Origin of the sequence: Rhodococcoides fascians A44A (assembly GCF_000760735.1) — a bacterium.
Taxonomy (GTDB): Bacteria; Actinomycetota; Actinomycetes; order Mycobacteriales; family Mycobacteriaceae; genus Rhodococcoides; species Rhodococcoides fascians_E.
In genome coordinates, this window is sequence record NZ_JMEX01000005.1 from 1,124,001 (window position 1) to 1,140,855 (window position 16,855).

At 63.3% G+C, this 16,855-nt stretch carries 21 protein-coding genes; 5 read left to right on the plus strand and 16 right to left on the minus strand.

What is annotated here, in order from left to right:
• Positions 1-50 precede the first annotated feature (50 nt).
• Together rpmJ and infA are read right to left on the minus strand one after the other, a co-directional pair.
• The gene (gene rpmJ / locus BH95_RS09045) at positions 51-164 is read right to left on the minus strand and encodes a 50S ribosomal protein L36 (protein ID WP_025347279.1); all 114 of its coding nucleotides are present in this window, start codon (positions 162-164) and stop codon (positions 51-53) included.
• A gap of 92 nt (positions 165-256) precedes the next feature.
• Positions 257-478 (minus strand): translation initiation factor IF-1, encoded by a 222-nt coding sequence (gene infA / locus BH95_RS09050; protein WP_005140011.1) that lies wholly within the window; start codon positions 476-478, stop codon positions 257-259.
• Between the two features lie 222 nt (positions 479-700).
• On the opposite strand from infA, the gene dtd reads away from it, so the two are divergent.
• Entirely contained in the window at positions 701-1,138 is a 438-nt protein-coding gene (gene dtd / locus BH95_RS09055) for a D-aminoacyl-tRNA deacylase (RefSeq protein ID WP_033189899.1), read from the plus strand.
• 65 nt (positions 1,139-1,203) lie between these two features.
• Here dtd and map read toward each other — a convergent pair whose 3' ends face one another.
• From map to rplN, 14 genes are all read right to left on the minus strand, one after another.
• Positions 1,204-2,001, minus strand: a complete 798-nt coding sequence (map, locus tag BH95_RS09060; RefSeq protein ID WP_020111155.1) for a type I methionyl aminopeptidase — start codon at positions 1,999-2,001, stop codon at positions 1,204-1,206.
• On the minus strand, positions 2,001-2,555 hold the full coding sequence (locus BH95_RS09065) for an adenylate kinase (RefSeq protein ID WP_019663568.1): 555 nt from the start codon (positions 2,553-2,555) through the stop codon (positions 2,001-2,003). Before BH95_RS09065 ends, map begins: the two co-directional genes overlap by 1 nt.
• Positions 2,552-3,874: a preprotein translocase subunit SecY gene (secY, locus tag BH95_RS09070; protein ID WP_019663567.1), complete on the minus strand. Its 1,323-nt coding sequence runs from the start codon at positions 3,872-3,874 to the stop codon at positions 2,552-2,554. The genes BH95_RS09065 and secY overlap by 4 nt, the downstream gene beginning before the upstream one ends.
• A 296-nt stretch (positions 3,875-4,170) precedes the next feature.
• The gene (gene rplO, locus BH95_RS09075; protein WP_019663566.1) at positions 4,171-4,614 is read right to left on the minus strand and encodes a 50S ribosomal protein L15; all 444 of its coding nucleotides are present in this window, start codon (positions 4,612-4,614) and stop codon (positions 4,171-4,173) included.
• A 2-nt stretch (positions 4,615-4,616) separates the two neighbouring features.
• Positions 4,617-4,796, minus strand: coding sequence for a 50S ribosomal protein L30 (gene rpmD, locus BH95_RS09080; RefSeq protein WP_019663565.1), 180 nt, complete (start codon positions 4,794-4,796; stop codon positions 4,617-4,619).
• Complete coding sequence (gene rpsE, locus BH95_RS09085; RefSeq protein ID WP_019663564.1) at positions 4,796-5,458, minus strand: 30S ribosomal protein S5; 663 nt, start codon at positions 5,456-5,458, stop codon at positions 4,796-4,798. Before rpsE ends, rpmD begins: the two co-directional genes overlap by 1 nt.
• A 34-nt stretch (positions 5,459-5,492) precedes the next feature.
• The gene (gene rplR, locus BH95_RS09090) at positions 5,493-5,906 is read right to left on the minus strand and encodes a 50S ribosomal protein L18 (protein WP_020111156.1); all 414 of its coding nucleotides are present in this window, start codon (positions 5,904-5,906) and stop codon (positions 5,493-5,495) included.
• Position 5,907: 1 nt separating this feature from the next.
• The gene (gene rplF / locus BH95_RS09095; RefSeq protein WP_026347514.1) at positions 5,908-6,447 is read right to left on the minus strand and encodes a 50S ribosomal protein L6; all 540 of its coding nucleotides are present in this window, start codon (positions 6,445-6,447) and stop codon (positions 5,908-5,910) included.
• A 14-nt stretch (positions 6,448-6,461) separates the two neighbouring features.
• Positions 6,462-6,860 carry a 30S ribosomal protein S8 gene (rpsH, locus tag BH95_RS09100; protein ID WP_019663561.1) on the minus strand — a complete coding sequence of 133 codons (399 nt, stop codon included), beginning with the start codon at positions 6,858-6,860 and terminating at the stop codon, positions 6,462-6,464.
• Positions 6,861-7,190: 330 nt separating this feature from the next.
• A complete protein-coding gene (locus BH95_RS09105; RefSeq protein ID WP_019663560.1) occupies positions 7,191-8,657 on the minus strand; it encodes an APC family permease in 1,467 nt (488 codons plus the stop codon).
• Between the two features lie 229 nt (positions 8,658-8,886).
• The gene (locus BH95_RS09110) at positions 8,887-9,072 is read right to left on the minus strand and encodes a type Z 30S ribosomal protein S14 (RefSeq protein ID WP_019663559.1); all 186 of its coding nucleotides are present in this window, start codon (positions 9,070-9,072) and stop codon (positions 8,887-8,889) included.
• A 4-nt stretch (positions 9,073-9,076) separates the two neighbouring features.
• A complete protein-coding gene (gene rplE, locus BH95_RS09115; RefSeq protein ID WP_019663558.1) occupies positions 9,077-9,640 on the minus strand; it encodes a 50S ribosomal protein L5 in 564 nt (187 codons plus the stop codon).
• A 1-nt stretch (position 9,641) separates the two neighbouring features.
• A complete protein-coding gene (gene rplX, locus BH95_RS09120) occupies positions 9,642-9,959 on the minus strand; it encodes a 50S ribosomal protein L24 (protein ID WP_019663557.1) in 318 nt (105 codons plus the stop codon).
• A complete protein-coding gene (rplN, locus tag BH95_RS09125; RefSeq protein WP_008718280.1) occupies positions 9,960-10,328 on the minus strand; it encodes a 50S ribosomal protein L14 in 369 nt (122 codons plus the stop codon).
• Between the two features lie 248 nt (positions 10,329-10,576).
• Between rplN and BH95_RS09130 the strand changes: the two genes are divergently transcribed.
• The 4 genes from BH95_RS09130 (at position 10,577) to BH95_RS09145 (ending at position 16,837) form a co-directional block, all read left to right on the plus strand.
• Positions 10,577-11,896 carry an AIM24 family protein gene (locus tag BH95_RS09130; RefSeq protein WP_037181628.1) on the plus strand — a complete coding sequence of 440 codons (1,320 nt, stop codon included), beginning with the start codon at positions 10,577-10,579 and terminating at the stop codon, positions 11,894-11,896.
• Between the two features lie 82 nt (positions 11,897-11,978).
• Positions 11,979-13,025, plus strand: coding sequence for an endonuclease domain-containing protein (locus BH95_RS09135; protein ID WP_037181630.1), 1,047 nt, complete (start codon positions 11,979-11,981; stop codon positions 13,023-13,025).
• 3 nt (positions 13,026-13,028) lie between these two features.
• Positions 13,029-13,676 carry a hypothetical protein gene (locus tag BH95_RS09140; RefSeq protein ID WP_020111159.1) on the plus strand — a complete coding sequence of 216 codons (648 nt, stop codon included), beginning with the start codon at positions 13,029-13,031 and terminating at the stop codon, positions 13,674-13,676.
• Positions 13,673-16,837, plus strand: coding sequence for a helicase HerA domain-containing protein (locus BH95_RS09145; RefSeq protein WP_037144520.1), 3,165 nt, complete (start codon positions 13,673-13,675; stop codon positions 16,835-16,837). Before BH95_RS09140 ends, BH95_RS09145 begins: the two co-directional genes overlap by 4 nt.
• Positions 16,838-16,855: the final 18 nt, after the last annotated feature.

Genomic DNA, 16,855 nt, shown 5'->3' on the forward strand with positions numbered 1-16,855 from the left:
GGAGGTCTTCTTCTAGCTATGTGCCAAGCAGAAACGCGAATGCTCGGTGGTTATCCCTGACGCTGCTTGTGACGCAGGTTGTCGCAGATGACCATGACTCGTCCGTTACGACGAATCACCTTGCACTTCTCGCAGATCTTCTTGACGCTCGGCTGAACCTTCACGTCGTTGATCTCCTGTGTGTAGCCCTCGCGCACCGCACAGCGGTACGTCGCGAGCATGGTTCTCTCCGACCGGACCTGGCCGGAGAAGCTTGTTACTTGTAGCGGTAAACGATGCGTCCACGCGTGAGGTCGTACGGAGAGAGCTCCACTACGACGCGATCCTCGGGGAGGATGCGAATGTAGTGCTGGCGCATCTTTCCACTGATGTGTGCGAGCACCTTGTGGCCGTTCTCGAGCTCAATGCGAAACATCGCATTGGGCAAGGGTTCGACTACCCGGCCCTCGACCTCGATGGCACCGTCTTTCTTAGCCATATCCTCCGCGTCCCTGGCTTAACACCTGGTTGATTGCATCTGTTTTGCGTTACCGTGATGCTCACTGGCCACCGACCGAAGGCCGGGGGAAGCAACCGGTCGAACAACCGCCAGCTTGCGCAGGCATGCGAACAACCGGAACGCAGAGCGCACCGCCGACCTATGCTACCGGCAAAGTCGCACCAGGCCAAATGCATGATCGACCCATGGCAAGCTGAACTGATGCGCGCGGTGATCCAACGGGTTTCGGAAGCATCCGTCACGGTCGACGGCCACGTCGTCGGCTCCCTGATACCGGCCCCCGGAGGCCAGGGCCTGGTCGTCCTCGTCGGCGTCACCCAGTCCGACGACGCACGGATCGCCGACGCGCTGGCGGACAAGATATGGCGGATGCGAATCCTCGACGGCGAGAAGTCTGCAGCCGACGAACTCGCGCCGATCCTGGTGATCAGTCAGTTCACGCTGTACGCCGACACCTCGAAAGGACGTCGACCGTCCTGGAACCGCGCTGCGCCCGGCGCCGCGGCCGAGCCGTTGGTCGACCACGTCGTACATCGACTACGCGACCTCGGCGCCACCGTCGAGACCGGGCAATTCGGAGCGCACATGAAAGTGTCACTGGTCAACGACGGACCGGTCACCATCACCGTCGAACTGTGAATTACTCGAGCGCCGAACTACTCGTGCGTCGAACTACTCGAACCTCGGACTACTCGTACGTCGAACTACTCCGGCCGCAATGTCAGAATGCGGGGGCCGTCCTCGGTCACGGCGACAGTGTGCTCCCAGTGCGCGGCACGAGAGCCATCGGTGGTGACGACAGTCCATTCGTCGTCGAGAATCTCGGTTTCGTACGTACCGAGTGTCAGCATCGGTTCGATCGCGAGAGTGGACCCGACCACGAGTTCGGGACCTTTGCCCGGAGCGCCTTCGTTGGCCAGAAACGGTTCCATGTGCATCTCGCGGCCGATGCCGTGGCCACCGTAGCCGTCGACGATTCCGTACTTGCGGCCGTGCAACTTCTCGGCGGCGTACGTTCCGTTCTCGATGGCGTGTGAGACGTCGGTCAGCCGGTTGCCCGGCAGCATGGCAGCGATTCCTGCCTCCATCGACAACCTCGTGGCCTCACTGAGCAACTCGTCGGCTTCGATGATGTCTCCGACGCCGAACGTCCAGGCGGAGTCGCCGTGCCAGCCGTCGAGAATTGCGCCGCAGTCGATGGAGATCAGGTCACCGGCAACGAGAACATCCGACGCGGAAGGGATTCCGTGAACCACACGGTCGTTCACCGACGAGCAGATGCTGCCGGTGAACCCGTGGTAACCCAGAAAGGACGGAACTGCGCCCGCGTCACGGATGACCGCTTCCGCGACGCGGTCGAGCTCCAACGTCGAGACACCCGGCTTGGCCGCGTCGCGCACGGCAACCAGTGCGGCGCCGACCACGGCGCCGGCCGCAGCCATGGCGTCGAGTTCGCCAGGGCTGCGAAACGGCACTACCTTGCGCTTACGACCGAACGCCATTACTTGTCGGTGCCCTCGATCGCCTTCAGTGCGCGAGCACTGACTTCTTCCACGTCGCCGATCGCGTCGACGGTGACGATCTGGTCCGTGTAGTAGTCCAGCAACGGTGCGGTCTCGTCGCGGTAGACCTTGAGGCGATTGCGGATGACGTCTTCCTTGTCGTCCTCACGTCCGCGAGCGAGCATGCGCTCGACCACGACGTCCTCGTCCACGACGAAGGACAGGACGGCGTCGAGCTTGGCGCCGAGATCGGCGAGGATTCCGACGAGTGCTTCCGCCTGGCCGACGGATCGGGGGAACCCGTCGAGCAGGAAGCCGTTGACGGCATCCGGCTCTGCGAGGCGGCTGCGGACCATGTCGACGGTCAGCTCGCTCGGGACGAGATCACCGGCGTCGAGGTACTTCTTCGCTTCGATTCCCAGTGGAGTCTTCTCACCGATGTTGGCGCGAAACAGATCGCCGGTCGAGATGTGGGGAACGCCCAGCTTCTCCGACAGGACTGCTGCTTGGGTGCCTTTGCCTGCACCGGGAGGACCAAGAAGAACGAGTCTCACTTGAGGAACCCTTCGTAGTTACGCTGCATCAACTGACTTTCGATCTGCTTCACGGTATCGAGGCCGACGCTGACCATGATCAGCACGGCGGTGCCACCGAACGGCAGGTTCTGCGCGCCGCCGGAGCTTCCGATGTCGAGGAACAGGTTGGGCAGCACGGCGATGGTGCCCAGGTAGATAGCGCCCGGCAGGGTGATGCGGCTGAGGACGTAGTTCAGATAATCGGCGGTCGGCCTGCCCGGACGGATTCCGGGGATGAAGCCTCCGAACTTCTTCATCTCGTCGGCGCGTTCTTCTGGATTGAAGGTGATGGCGACGTAGAAGTACGTGAAGAAGACGATGAGGCCGAAGTAGATGGCGATGTAGACCGGGTTCGCCGGATTCACCAGGTACTCGTTGATGATTCGCTGCCACCAACTGGGGTCCACGGCGGTGCTTGCGGACGTGAGCTGGGCGATCAAGTTCGGTAGGTACAGAAGCGAGGACGCGAAGATCACCGGGATGACTCCGGCCTGGTTGACCTTCAGAGGGAGGTACGTCGACGAGCCGCCGTACATCTTCCGGCCCACCATGCGCTTGGCGTACTGGACAGGGATTCGGCGCTGGCCCTGCTCGACGAACACGACGCCGGCGATGATGAGGAACGCAGCGACGCAGACGAGCGCGAAGACGAGGCCTCCGCGGCTGTCGAGGATGGACTTGCCCTCGGACGGGATACGCGACGCGATTCCGGCGAAGATCAGCAGCGACATACCGTTGCCCACACCACGTTCGGTGATGACCTCACCGAACCACATCACCACGGCCGCACCTGCGGTCATGACGAGAACGATGATGACGAGTCCGAAGATCGACTGGTCGGCGATGATGTCCTGCTGGCATCCCTGAAGGAGCTGTCCGCGTGAAGCGAGAGCGACGAGGCCGGTCGCCTGCAGGATCGCGAGCGCGATCGACAGGTAACGGGTGTACTGCGTCATTTTCGCCTGGCCGGACTGGCCCTCCTTGCGGAGCTGCTCGAACTTCGGGATGACGACCGTCAGGAGCTGAACGATGATGCTCGCAGTGATGTACGGCATGATGCCGATCGCGAAGACCGACAACTGCAGCAGCGCACCACCGGAGAAAAGGTTGATGAGCGAGTAGATACCCGCTTGGTCGCCACCGGAGACCTGGTCGATGCAGGCTCGGACGTTGGCGTAATCCACACCCGGCGACGGAAGCGTAGCGCCGAAGCGGTACAGGGCGACCAGACCGAGTGTGAACAGGATCTTCCGTCTCAGGTCAGGGGTCCTGAGGGCCGACACGAAGGCGGAAAGCAAAGATCCTCCTGGCACGACTGCGATGGCATCGAAACTTGCATCGAGCCACCAGGCTCTCGGCTGTTCGATCTTGGATTGCGCACGACACGGGTCGTCCGCATGAAACGCATGTTCACGTAACTCTAGAACTCTAACAGTGCGCGACGAACCGCCGGACGGACAGTCCGCGCACCACCCGACCGGTCGGCGGGCGAACTACTGCACTGCAGCGATGGCCGCAGCGTTGCCCTCGAAAGGGGTTGCCGCTGCGGCCATCGTCACACTGTGTGCTCACTCGACCGGAGTCGAGTTCGCGGCTATACCTCGGTTGCAGAACCGCCGGCAGCGGCGATCTTTTCCTTGGCGGAACCGGTGAACTTGTTGACGGAGATGTCGACCTTCACGGTCAGCTTGCCGTCGCCCAGAACCTTGACGGGCTCGTTCTTGCGGACTGCGCCCTTGGCAATCAGGTCAGCGATGCTGATCTGGCCACCCTCGGGGAACAGGCGCTCGATGTCGCGAAGGTTCACGACCTGGAACTCGACACGGTTCGGGTTGGTGAAGCCCTTGAGCTTCGGGAGACGCATGTGAAGGGGCATCTGGCCACCCTCGAAGCGTGCCGGCACGTTCTTGCGTGCGCCGGTTCCCTTGGTACCGCGACCTGCGGTCTTGCCACGCTTGCCACCTTCACCGCGGCCGACGCGAATCTTCGCCGACTTGGATCCGGGTGCGGGGCGCAGGTGGTGCAGTTTGATGGTCATGGTTAGACCTCCTCAACTGTTACGAGGTGGCGCACCACGTTGACCAGTCCGCGAGTCTGCGGGGTGTCCTCGCGGACGACGGACTGGCGGATGCCTTTGAGTCCGAGGGTCCGCAGACTGTCCCGCTGGTTCGACTTCTGGCCGATGGTGCTCTTGATCTGAGTGACCTTCAGCTGTGCCATTACTTCACCGCTCCTGCCTGTGCACGCGCACGCAGCATTCCGGCAGGTGCAACCTCTTCGAGGGTGAGTCCACGGCGAGCCGCGACTTCCTCGGGACGCTGCAGATCCTTGAGGGCTGCGACGGTGGCGTGAACGACGTTGATGGCGTTGTCGCTACCGAGCGACTTCGACAGCACGTCGTGGATGCCTGCGCACTCCAGCACGGCGCGAACAGCACCACCGGCGATGACACCGGTACCGGCGCTGGCCGGGCGGAGCATGACGACGCCTGCTGCTGCTTCACCCTGGACGGGGTGCGTGATGGTGCCGCCGATCATCGGGACGCGGAAGAAGCTCTTGCGGGCCTCTTCGACACCCTTCTGGATGGCTGCGGGAACTTCCTTGGCCTTGCCGTAGCCGACGCCGACCAAGCCGTTGCCGTCTCCGACGATGACGAGGGCGGTGAAGCTGAAGCGACGACCACCCTTGACGACCTTGGAGACGCGGTTGATCGCGACTACGCGCTCGATGAAGTTCGACTTCTCGGCAGCGTTTCCGCCACGCGAGTTGTCACGGCGGTCGCGTCCACCACGGTTGTCACCGCGGTTGTCGCCACCACTGTTGGGTCCACTGTTCTGTCCGGCGGGGCCATTTCCGCCGTCACGCCGTTGACGTCCCGGCATCAGGCTGTCCTTCCGTTGTCAGTTGCAGTCATCATCAGAATGCCAACCCGCCTTCACGAGCGGCATCGGCCAGAGCCGCGATGCGGCCGCTGTAGCTGTTGCCGCCACGGTCGAAGACGACCGCGTCGATTCCAGCTGCCTTGGCGCGGCTGGCGATGAGCTCGCCGACCTTTGCGCTCTGCGCCTTCTTGTCTCCGTCGAGCGCACGCACGTCGGCTTCGATCGTCGATGCGGAAGCCAGGGTGTGGCCTGCCAGATCGTCGACGAGCTGAACGTGGATGTGGCGCGAAGAGCGGTTGACGACCAAGCGAGGACGCTCGGGCGTTCCGGAGATCTTCTTGCGGAGACGGAAGTGGCGACGCGCCTTCGAGAGGCGACGCTTCGTCGAGATGTCCGTGCCGCGAGGCGTGCGGTCGACCTTCGCCTTGTCTGCTGTTTGCTGGCTCATATCACTTACCCGTCTTTCCGACCTTGCGGCGGATAACTTCACCCTCGTAGCGGATGCCCTTGCCCTTGTACGGGTCCGGACGCCGCAGACGACGAATGTTGGCAGCGATCTGGCCGACTGCCTGCTTGTCGATACCGGTGATGGTGAAACGCGTGGGCGACTCGACCGTGAAGGTGATGCCTTCCGGCGCCTCGATCAGCACAGGGTGGCTGTACCCGAGTGCGAATTCGAGATCCTTGCCCTTCAGCACCGTTCGGTAACCGACGCCGTGAATCTCCATCTTGGTGGTGTAACCGTTGGTGACACCGGTGATGAGGTTCGCGACCAGGGTGCGCGAGAGACCGTGCAATGCACGGCTACGACGCTCGTCGTCGGGGCGGGTCACGGCGATACTGCCGTCATCCGCACGTGCGATCTGGATGGGCTCGGCGATCGTCAGGCTCAGGGCACCCTTGGGGCCCTTGACCGCGACGTTCTGGCCGTCGATCGTGATGTCGACGCCCGCGGGGACCGCGACCGGCAATTTTCCAATACGTGACATGGTGGTGGCCTCCCCTACCAGACGTAGGCGAGGACTTCTCCGCCCACACCCTGCTTGGCCGCCTGACGTTCTGTGAGCAGACCGGTGGACGTGGAGATGATCGCCACGCCCAGGCCGCCGAGAACCTTGGGCAGATTGGTGGATTTTGCGTATACGCGAAGACCAGGCTTCGAGATACGACGCACGCCCGCGAGGCTGCGCTCACGGCTGGGCCCGTACTTCAGATCGACGATGAGGGTCTTGCCGACCTCGGCGTCTTCGGTGCGGAAATCAGCGATGTAGCCCTCACGCTTCAGGATGTCGGCGATGTTCGCCTTCAGCTTCGAGTGGGGAAGCTTCACCTGGTCGTGGTACGCCGAGTTGGCGTTGCGCAGACGGGTCAAGAAGTCTGCAATTGGATCGGTCATCGTCATGGTGTGACCTGTGCACCTTTCTCGCAGCGGTTCCCATGCAACACGTGCGAACTGGTGCCCCCTGGGTTGGCGAACAACCCGGGCCTGGCTCGTCACATCGTGGGCCTACAACGAAGTGAACATGTCCTGACCGACTGTTGCCGGTCAGGGGTTGCGCTCCAAGCAATGCATCTCTGCACTGCCAGGTGTTTCGAGCTTCCGCGTGGTGATGCCGCGTGCGGAGAACTCGAGGTTGCGTCTGTATTGCAAGGACTCGTGTGCAGGCACGACGAAGCCCGGGCAACCGCACTAGTGTAGGCAACCGGTGGGCAAACTCCAAATCGTTCGCCCTCAGTCCTGATCCAGCCTGTCGACGTCGATACGCGGCGCACCCTGCCCCGTCGCTCGGTTGACGACGTAGGTGACCGCCCACAGGACGACGCCGAGCAGCAGCATGGCACCGGCGATCTTGTACTGAATCATCTGTGCATCGGTTCGAGCCCACGGGCCCACCAGGAACAGGCACAGCACTGCTCCGGCGACCGGTACCCAAAACGGCGCTCGGAAGAAGGTCTTGTCCGCCCGTTGCTTCAACACCAGGCAGGCGACGTTGACCACGGCGAACACTCCGAGCAGCAACAAGCCGGTGGTTCCCGACAGGGCGCTGACCACCGAATTGCCGGACAGCCGATTGACCACGACGATCAGCACCACCGCAAGAACAGTCGTGAAAAGGATTGCGGTCCAGGGCGATCGACGTTTCGGAAGTACTGCTCCGAGTGCCGTCGGCAGGACTCGCTGCCGGGCGAGACCGTAAATGCATCTGCTGGCCATCAGCATGTTGATGAGTGCAGTGTTGGCCACGGCGAACACCGTCATGTAGGGGAATATCTCGTCGATGGGGAGACTCGGTGCACCGACGCGCACGACGTGCAACAGAATTCCTTCGCTTCCCGAATCGTAGTTCAGCGGTAGAACGGCGATGACCGCGACGACGACCAGCACGTAGATCAGGCAGGCGATGCCGAGACCGGACAACATCATCTTCGGGAAGATCTTCTGCGGCTCTTTCGTCTCCTCGACCATGTTCACGGAATCCTCGAAACCGACCATGGCGAAGAACGCGATCGTCGTGGCGACCGTCACCGCGAGAAACATGCCTTTCTCGTTCTGGTCCTCGAACACCACGAGGTTGGCGATATCGCCCTCGGCACTCCCCCGGCCCACCGCGACGAATCCGATCACGATGACGATTGCCAACGCAGCCATTTCGATTCCGGTCAGGACAACGTTGAATTTCACGGATTCTCCGACGCCCCTGAGGTTGATCGCTGCGAGAAAGCCCATGAACAGCAGCGCGACGACGAGCTGAGCCGTCGAGCCTGTTGGTATGTCGAACCAACCGAGTCCGTCTGTGGTGCTGAATGTTTCGTGTAGCCCGGCGAGCAAATTACCGGCCACGACGTTCGACGACGTCGCCGCGCTGGTGATGCCGGAACAGATGACGGCGAAAGCCACGATGAATGTCGCGAAATGAATTCCGAAAGCTTTGTGGGTGTACAGAGCCGCGCCCGCAGCCTGCGGGTATTTCGTCACCAATTCCAGGTAGGAAAAGGCCGTCAGAGTCGCGACGACGAATGCGAGCACGAACGGTACCCACGCGATACCACCGACGTTGGAGATCATGTCGCCCGTGACGGCGTACACACCTGCACCGAGGATGTCGCCGACGATGAACAGAAGCAGTAGCCCTGGCCCGAGGACGCGTTTCAGTTCGCCTTGTTCTTCTTGCGCTTCGTCGTGCTTCAGTGTTGCCATGGCGAACCTCCGAAAGCGTCGGTTCGGTTCACGATAGACCTGCAGGCGTGGTCTGGATACTCGAAACGTCCACCCGTTGCAGCCGGGTCGATCGAGGTCGATAGTGCAGGTAGAGGGCGCACACGAAAAACGGGCGTGGGTTCCTGTCGGAACCCACGCCCGTCAGCGTGATGCGTCAGCGTGGTAACTACGCGAGGCCCTGAGACATCGCCGTTTCAGGGCCTGGAGGTCACCAGGAGCTCTTGTGAACGCCGGGGAGTTCTCCGCGGTGCGCCATTTCGCGAACGCAGATACGGCACAGGCCGAACTTGCGGAACACGGAGTGGGGACGGCCGCAGCGGTTGCAACGCGTGTAACCACGCACTGCGAACTTCGGCTTCTTGTTGGCCTTGTTGACCAATGCCTTCTTCGCCATGGACTCAGTTCTCCTTGAACGGGAAGCCGAGGTGCTTGAGCAGCGCGCGGCCTTCTTCGTTGTTGGTTGCGGTGGTCACCACGGTGATGTCCATGCCGCGCGGACGATCGATCTTGTCCACGTCGATCTCGTGGAACATCGACTGCTCGTTGAGGCCGAACGTGTAGTTGCCGTTGCCGTCGAACTGCGTGCCGCTCAGGCCGCGGAAGTCCCTGATTCGGGGAAGGGCAATGGAAGTCAGGCGGTCCAGGAACTCCCACATGCGGTCGCCGCGAAGCGTGACGCGGGCACCGATGGGCATTCCTTCGCGAAGCTTGAACTGTGCGATGGACTTGCGGGCCTTGCGGATCTCCGGCTTCTGGCCGGTGATCGCTGCCAGGTCGGCAACTGCACCGTTGATCAGCTTCGCGTCACGGGCGGCGTCGCCGACACCCATGTTGACGACGACCTTGACGACACCGGGGATCTGCATGACGTTGTCGTATGCGAACTCGGTGTTCAGGGCGTCCTTGATCTCGGCGCGGTAGCGCGCCTTCAGCCGGGGCTGCGTGTTCTCAGTGGTAGTCATCTCAGATGTCCTTCCCGTTCTTCCGGGAAACACGAACGCGCTTGCCGGTCTCTTCGTCGGTCCGGTAGCCCACGCGAGTTGGGTTTCCGTCCGAGTCGATGACTGCAACGTTCGATACGTGGATCGGGGCTTCCTGCGTGACGATTCCGCCCGAGGATGCGCCACGCTGGTTCGCGGAAACCGCGGTGTGCTTCTTGATCCGGTTCACGCCCTCGACGAGGACCTTGGAGTCAGCGGGGTAAGCCTGAATGACCTTGCCCTTGGCGCCCTTGTCCTTACCGGCGATCACGAGAACGGTGTCGCCCTTGTGCACCTTCATTTACAGCACCTCCGGGGCGAGCGAGACGATCTTCATGAACTTCTTCTCACGCAGCTCGCGGCCGACCGGGCCGAAGATGCGGGTTCCGCGAGGGTCGTTGTCCGGCTTGATCAGCACGGCAGCGTTCTCGTCGAAACGGATGTAGGAACCGTCCGGGCGACGACGCTCCTTGACGGTGCGGACGATGACGGCCTTGACGACCTCGCCCTTCTTGATGTTTCCACCGGGGATGGCGTCCTTCACCGTAGCTACGATGATGTCGCCGATTCCGGCGTAGCGACGTGACGAGCCACCGAGAACGCGGATGCAAAGGATTTCCTTCGCGCCCGTGTTATCAGCAACGCGTACTCGCGACTCCTGCTGAATCACAAACTTCTCCTAGACCTGGATGTGCATACGTGCCGGATTTCCGTCCCGACACGCGCGGTCGGCTACCGCGGAGCGGGCGCACGAAGGCACACCGCTGCCACAGGCAACCGGTCAAGTGTAGGGGACGCACCGGATCGAATCCAAATCGTGGCTGGTCGACACGTACGCATCCACTACGTCTCCGGGTAACCCGACGCGTGGCGGCCTGCGCCTGTGGGCCGCGCCGCACGTCGTGCACACTGGAACACGTGAAGACCCTCGCCCGCGGGGAGAATTGCCCCGCTCCCCCTGGGACGTTGACTGTCACGCTCCGAACTTCAGCGACAGTCGACGTATCGGCACTGCTGCTCGGCGCTGGCGGAAGAGTGAGCTCGGACGACGACCTGATCTTCTACAACCAGCCTTCCGGCCCCGGAGTGCAGTACCACCGGGACCCGAGCGGGCACCGGATCACCGTCGAACCCGAACGAATTCCCGCAGGTGTCGACACAGTGGCCATCACTGCCTCGCTCGACGGCACCGGTGCACCGACGTTTGCTGCCTCCGGGCCCGTCGAGACAAGTGTCGTCGACTCCACCGGGACCACCGTCGTCACGTACCCGGCCGACGCATTGGGCGCCGAGAATGCACTCGTGTGCCTCGAGATCTACCGACGCGGTGACGCCTGGAAGATCCGTGCCGTCGGGCAAGGCTTTACCGACGGCTTGGCCGGTGTCGCGACCGCGTTCGGGATCACCATCGACGACGACAGCGCGCCGGCCGACCCCCCGAGTCCCGCCCCGATCACAGTTCCGACCCCGACCCCGACCCCGACATCAGGAGGACACCTCCCCATGAGAAGCGAATTGTTCGCACCCGCCCACGCGGAAGTGCCAGGGGCGGGTATCCAGAAGCAAGGCAGCAAGATGTGTCGCGTCGGCATGAACGGCGAGATCATGGCCAGGGCTGGTTCGATGGTCGCCTACCAAGGCGATCTTCAGTTCGAGGCCAAAGGATCCGGCGGGCTCGGCCGTGCGCTGAAGCAGGCGCTGTCCGGAGAGGGCGTACCACTGATGAAAGTCTCGGGCCGCGGGGATCTGTTTCTCGCCAACGCGGCTCAGGACGTCCATCTGATCGACCTCGACGGTACCGACGGCCTCACGATCAACGGCGCCAACGTGCTGGCGTTCGAATCCAGCCTGTCCTACGACGTCAAACGCGTTCAAGGTGCTGCGTCCGGCGGTAACGCCGGCTTCTTCAACTGTGTGTTCACCGGGCGTGGGCGGATAGCGATCACGACCGACGGTGTGCCGGTGGTTCTCCAGGTGGATCAGCCCACTTTCGCGGACCCGCAAGCCGCGGTTGCCTGGTCGTCGAGCTTGTCCACCCGTGTGAAGAAGAACGATTCTTTCGGGCTCGGGACATTGATCGGGCGCAGCACCGGCGAGCGGTTCACCCTGGAGTTCGGCGGCCAGGGTTTCGTCGTGGTTCAACCGTCGGAACAGCCTCCGGGCGGTTTGATCGGTGGCAGCGGAAGCGGAGAGCAGGCGGGGGTCGGCGGGGCGTTGGGTGGTCTGCTCGGTCGGTGACCGGTGGCGGTGGGCACCGAAACCGATATCTCGGTACGGTTCACGGAGTGGGGAAAAAGTCCGAAGCACCAGGGGGTCGTGCTTGATCGAATTGCCGGCTGCAGCGCGCGACAACGACACTGACTGGTGGCGGACTCTACCGCTGGACAGGGTCACTCGGCTCCACGGCTCGACGTACCGGAGCCTCGCAGAGTCGGTGGATCCGCTTCCGCCGCCCGCGCCTGCGGTGACGTTCTATTCGTTGTCGTCCGTCCGTGTCTCCTCCGCGCCCTCGATCGTCGGCGAGGTAGTCAACGCGCTGGAATCGGCTGCGGTACAACTGACGTCGCTTTGGCTTCCCGACGCAGGCTCGAGTTCGGGTTCGTCGCTCCTCGACCGGCACGCCGCGCGACTCGCTGCACGCAGAGTCGCTGCGTCGGGGCCACATTTCGGACCGTACCTGGCAGCTCTCGCCGACGCCGCCGTCGTCGGGAGTCCACCGCGGCCGCTCGCGTTTCCGATCGAGACACGGGCCGAGGGAGCGGCAGGAATCATCGCTGCCGCCCATGGTCGTGATGCATGCGCCTTGGTGGTCGACGTGACGGACTCTCACGACCCCACCGAGGTCGCCACCGCCGCCGAATGGCTGTGCGCACACGGACGACTCGGGGTCTGGCTCACGGGCACCGGCTCACACACCGTCGACCGATTCCCCACCGTTCGAGTGGCGGCGCCCGCGGTCTCGGACACCGTGTCCACCGTCGTGGATCGAATCCGGCCGCTCGGCTATCCCCCAGTCGAAGGAAGCCCGCACCCGGGCAGCGTGCCCGAGACGACGCTGTACCGGATGCTCGACGCCTCCGACTGGGCTACAGGTCGCGAACACAATCGTTCGGTCAAACTCTCCGATCTGTCGCAACCGTTCACCGTCGACGTACTCTGGCGTGCCGAAAAGGTCGTGGTCGAGATCGATGGTGACGAACACCGTGCGGCAGTTCGATTCTCGCAGGACCGCTTGCGCGACAATCAACTTCAGACTCACGGTTACGTCGTGTTGCGTTTCACAAATGCTTATGTCGTATCCGACCCACAACAAGTGGTGGCGGCCATCCGCCGAGTAGTGACAGCACGACGATCGAGAGGGAATTGACCGATGAGCACCGCCGACCTGACTGGCACCGAGGCAGCCGTACTCCTCGTTCTCATGGCCGAAGCCACCGCGGTACCCAATCCACAGCTGAACAATCTCGGGCCCGAGCTGAAGAAGGCCTCTCGCGACAAGTTGACGAAGTCGGGCCTCATCGAAGTGGGCCGTGCCGGGAGGTCGATGACGCTCGAGTTGACCGACAAGGGTTGGAAGGCGTGTGCTGATCTGATGGGCACTGCGCCTCCCGCTCGTTCGTCGGGGCCGGGAAAGGCACTCTTCACCGTTCTCGCAGGCCTGCGTCGCTGGTTCGACGAATCCGACACCCGGCCCGCCGAGATCTTCTCGCCTCGTGCCGCGGCTGCGTCGACGACGGCGAGCGACGCACCGACGGATCACGAGGTCGAAACACGGATCCGGGAGGTGTATGCGCGGCTGGTCAGGGAACCTGGCACCGCGGTCCGCTTGTCGCGCCTTCGACCGGAGCTGTCCGACATCCCCCGAGACGCGCTCGACGCGGCCCTGGCGCGGCTTCGCCGAGCCCCCGATGTATCGCTCATTCCCGAGGAGAATCAGAAAACGTTGACCGCAGAAGATCACGCCGCAGCCGTCGTCGTCGGCAACCAGCGCAATCACCTGATCGAGATCGAGCTGTGACCGCCGACCAACAGATCCGAGCGCTCGAGTCGGTCAGGCTGAGCTGGGCGCCCACACCGGACGATGTCTGGCGATCGCAGTCCAACGTTCATGTCCCTGGCATGCACGAGCGGGTGTTCGCCGAAGTCATGCGTGCCTACGACGATGCCGTGCACTCGGACGATGCCAGCCCGCTCGGCGTCGTGGTTCGCGGTCCTGCCGGCTCCGGTAAGACTCATCTCCTCGGTCAGGTGCGGGAGGAAGTTCAGGCGAAGGGCGGGTATTTCTTCCTCATCCGGCTCCTCGACGCCGCAGCATTCTGGCGGTCGACGCTCATGGGCATGTTGGACGACCTGATGCGGCCGTCGGGCGATGGGTCGGACAGCCAGCTCGCACTTCTGTTGAGGCGATTGACCGCCATCGCCGGACTGGCCGATTCAGAGCGCAGCAAGGTCATGGGCGAGTCGATGATCGACGCAGATACGTTGAACGCGTTCGTGACTGCGTTGTACAAGGCGCATCCTCGGCATCGTCGTACTTCGCAGCACACGCTGCGAGCGCTCGTGTTGTCCATCGCACCCGACTCGTCCGTCCAGGATCTGGGCGATGCGTACCTGCAGTCCATCGACGACGTCGATCCCGAAGAATTCTCCGAGTGGGGTATTCGCCGGGCCGAGCTCGGCCACCAGGGTATTGCGGAGAACATCTCGCGTTTGCTTGCGATCACCGGACCCACGGTGTTGGCGATCGACCAGATCGACACGCTCGTTGCGCAGGCCAGGACCGGAACCGATCAGGCATTCGCCGAAGCACAGGAGGACAAGGTCGTCGAGCACCTCGCTCACGGCCTGATGTCCCTACGCGAGACCCTGCCTCGAACGGCGTCGATCTTGTCGGCGCTGTCCAGTGCGTGGGAGCTGATCGCGGCGCGCGGCGTGGCGCCGGTGCAGGATCGCTTCCGGGTCATGCAACCGCTCAAGCCGATTCCGTCGTCGGAGGTCGGCCGTCTGCTTCTGGGCCGACGTCTCGCGGCGTGCTTCGACGAGGCGGGCTTCGCGCCTCCTCATCCGACGTGGCCGGTCGCTCCCGAGGCATTCGAACAGGCCCCGGACTTCACGCCGCGCCAACTTCTGATCGCGGTGGATCGGCACATTCGCCACTGCCTCGACACAGCCACGGCGTCGGAACTGACCAGCTTTGCGGACCGGAGCGGGGCGACGGCAACCACGTTGGTCGCTCCTGCGAGCGAGCTCCTGGCTCTCGACGAGCACTATGCGGACCTGGTGAACAACGCCGACGTGTCCGTGCCGTTGTCGCCCGACAGCGAAGATTCAGTCGTACCCGCCCTGCTGACCTCCGGTTTGACCGCGTGGATTCACGAACATCAGAGCTCCGACGACAGTCTCGCTCAGGATCCTCCGCCCAGTGGCAAGCCCGCCCTGCACGCTCGCCTTCGTCATACCGTCGACACCGACACCGACGACGAGGAGCACTGGTGCTTCCGCGCCGTCACGTCTCCCAACGCTCGGGCTGCACTCGCTCGCGTCGAACGCGCCGTCACCACGGCAGGACTTCACATCGACATGCCGCGGAGACGGCTGATCCTGATTCGTAACGAGCCGTGGCCGTCCGGGGCGAAAACCGCGCAAACCATCGCTGCGCTCCGACGCGCCGGTGGAGTCGAAGTTCGACTCGGCGACGACGATCGACGTGCGCTGACCGCGTTGGGCGTCCTGCTTGCGGAAAACGCGCCTGCCCTGACGTCGTGGCTCCTCGCCCGGAAACCGGCGCACTCCATAGATCTGTTCCGGACGGTTCTCCCCGAAGTGAGTGTCGTCGACGACGAGACTGCACTGATCGCACCGCCCGCCGCCGCTGACGGAAACGGAACGGCCGTTGTCGATACAGCGGCGGCCGACGCTGTTCCTCCTCGAGACCGCTCTGCAACCGAACCGAACAAGATCGTCATCGGCCAGGAAACCAGTACCAATGCCGACGTCACGGTCCCACTCGAAGCGCTACGCAAGCACACCGCGATCTTCGCCGGCTCCGGATCGGGAAAAACGGTGCTGATACGGAGACTGATCGAAGAATGTGCCCTGCAGGGTGTCTCGGCAATCGTTCTCGACGTGAACAACGACTTGGCCCGGCTCGGTACGCCCTGGCCCTCGGATGAACGAACCTGGCCGCCCGGTGACGAGAACAAGGCCGACGCCTACCTACGCAACACCGACATCGTGGTGTGGACGCCTCGCAAGTCAGCGGGTCGCCCGCTGAGTTTTCAGCCGCTCCCCGACTTCGCCAGCGTTGTCGGTGACGCGGACGAATTCGATGCCTCCGTCGAGTCTGCGCTGGCTGCGCTCGAACCCGCCGCGGGGGTCATGGGTTCCTCACAGAAGGCGAGGCACGGACGAGCCGTCCTGCGCCAAGCGCTGGACGGTTTCGGAAGGCGTTCTCGAGGAGGCACACTCGGGGACTTCATCGACCTGCTCGAAGAGTTTCCCGAGGACGCGAGCGAGATGCGCGACGCGGTGCGCATCGCCGCAGGCCTCGCGGAGAACCTGAAGGCTGCGTCGGCCAACGATCCGATGTTCGCGGGCTCGGGAACGCCGATCGACCCGGCAGTGTTACTGACACCAGCCGACGGCAAGAAGGCTCGGGTCTCGGTCATCAACCTCTCGGGTTTGACGACCGACGAACAAAAGCACAGCTTCGTCAACCAGCTTCAAATGGGGCTGTTCGCGTGGATCAAGAAAAATCCGGCAGGCGATCGCCCCCTGGGCGGGTTGTTCGTCATGGACGAGGCTCAGAACTTCGCGCCATCGGATCGATCGACCCCGGCAACGCAGAGCACCTTGGCCCTCGCGTCGCAGGCGCGGAAGTACGGATTGGGGCTCGTGTACGCCACTCAGTCTCCGAAGGGGCTGCACAACCGCATAGCCGGCAACGCGTCGACCCAGTTCTACGGGTTGCTCAACAGCCCGTCCCACGTGGAGGCCGCCAAGGAGATGGCGCGGGTGAAGGGAGGACATGTTCCCGATGTCGGGCGCCTGCCCGCAGGGCAGTTCTACGCCGCGATCGAAGGGACGGAGTTCCGTCGCACCGCCACTCCCCTCTGCCTGACATACCACCCGAAGAGTCCGCCGACCGAAGAAGAGGTTCTGCTCATCGCGCGGGGCTGATGCGGAGTCCGAAGCAGC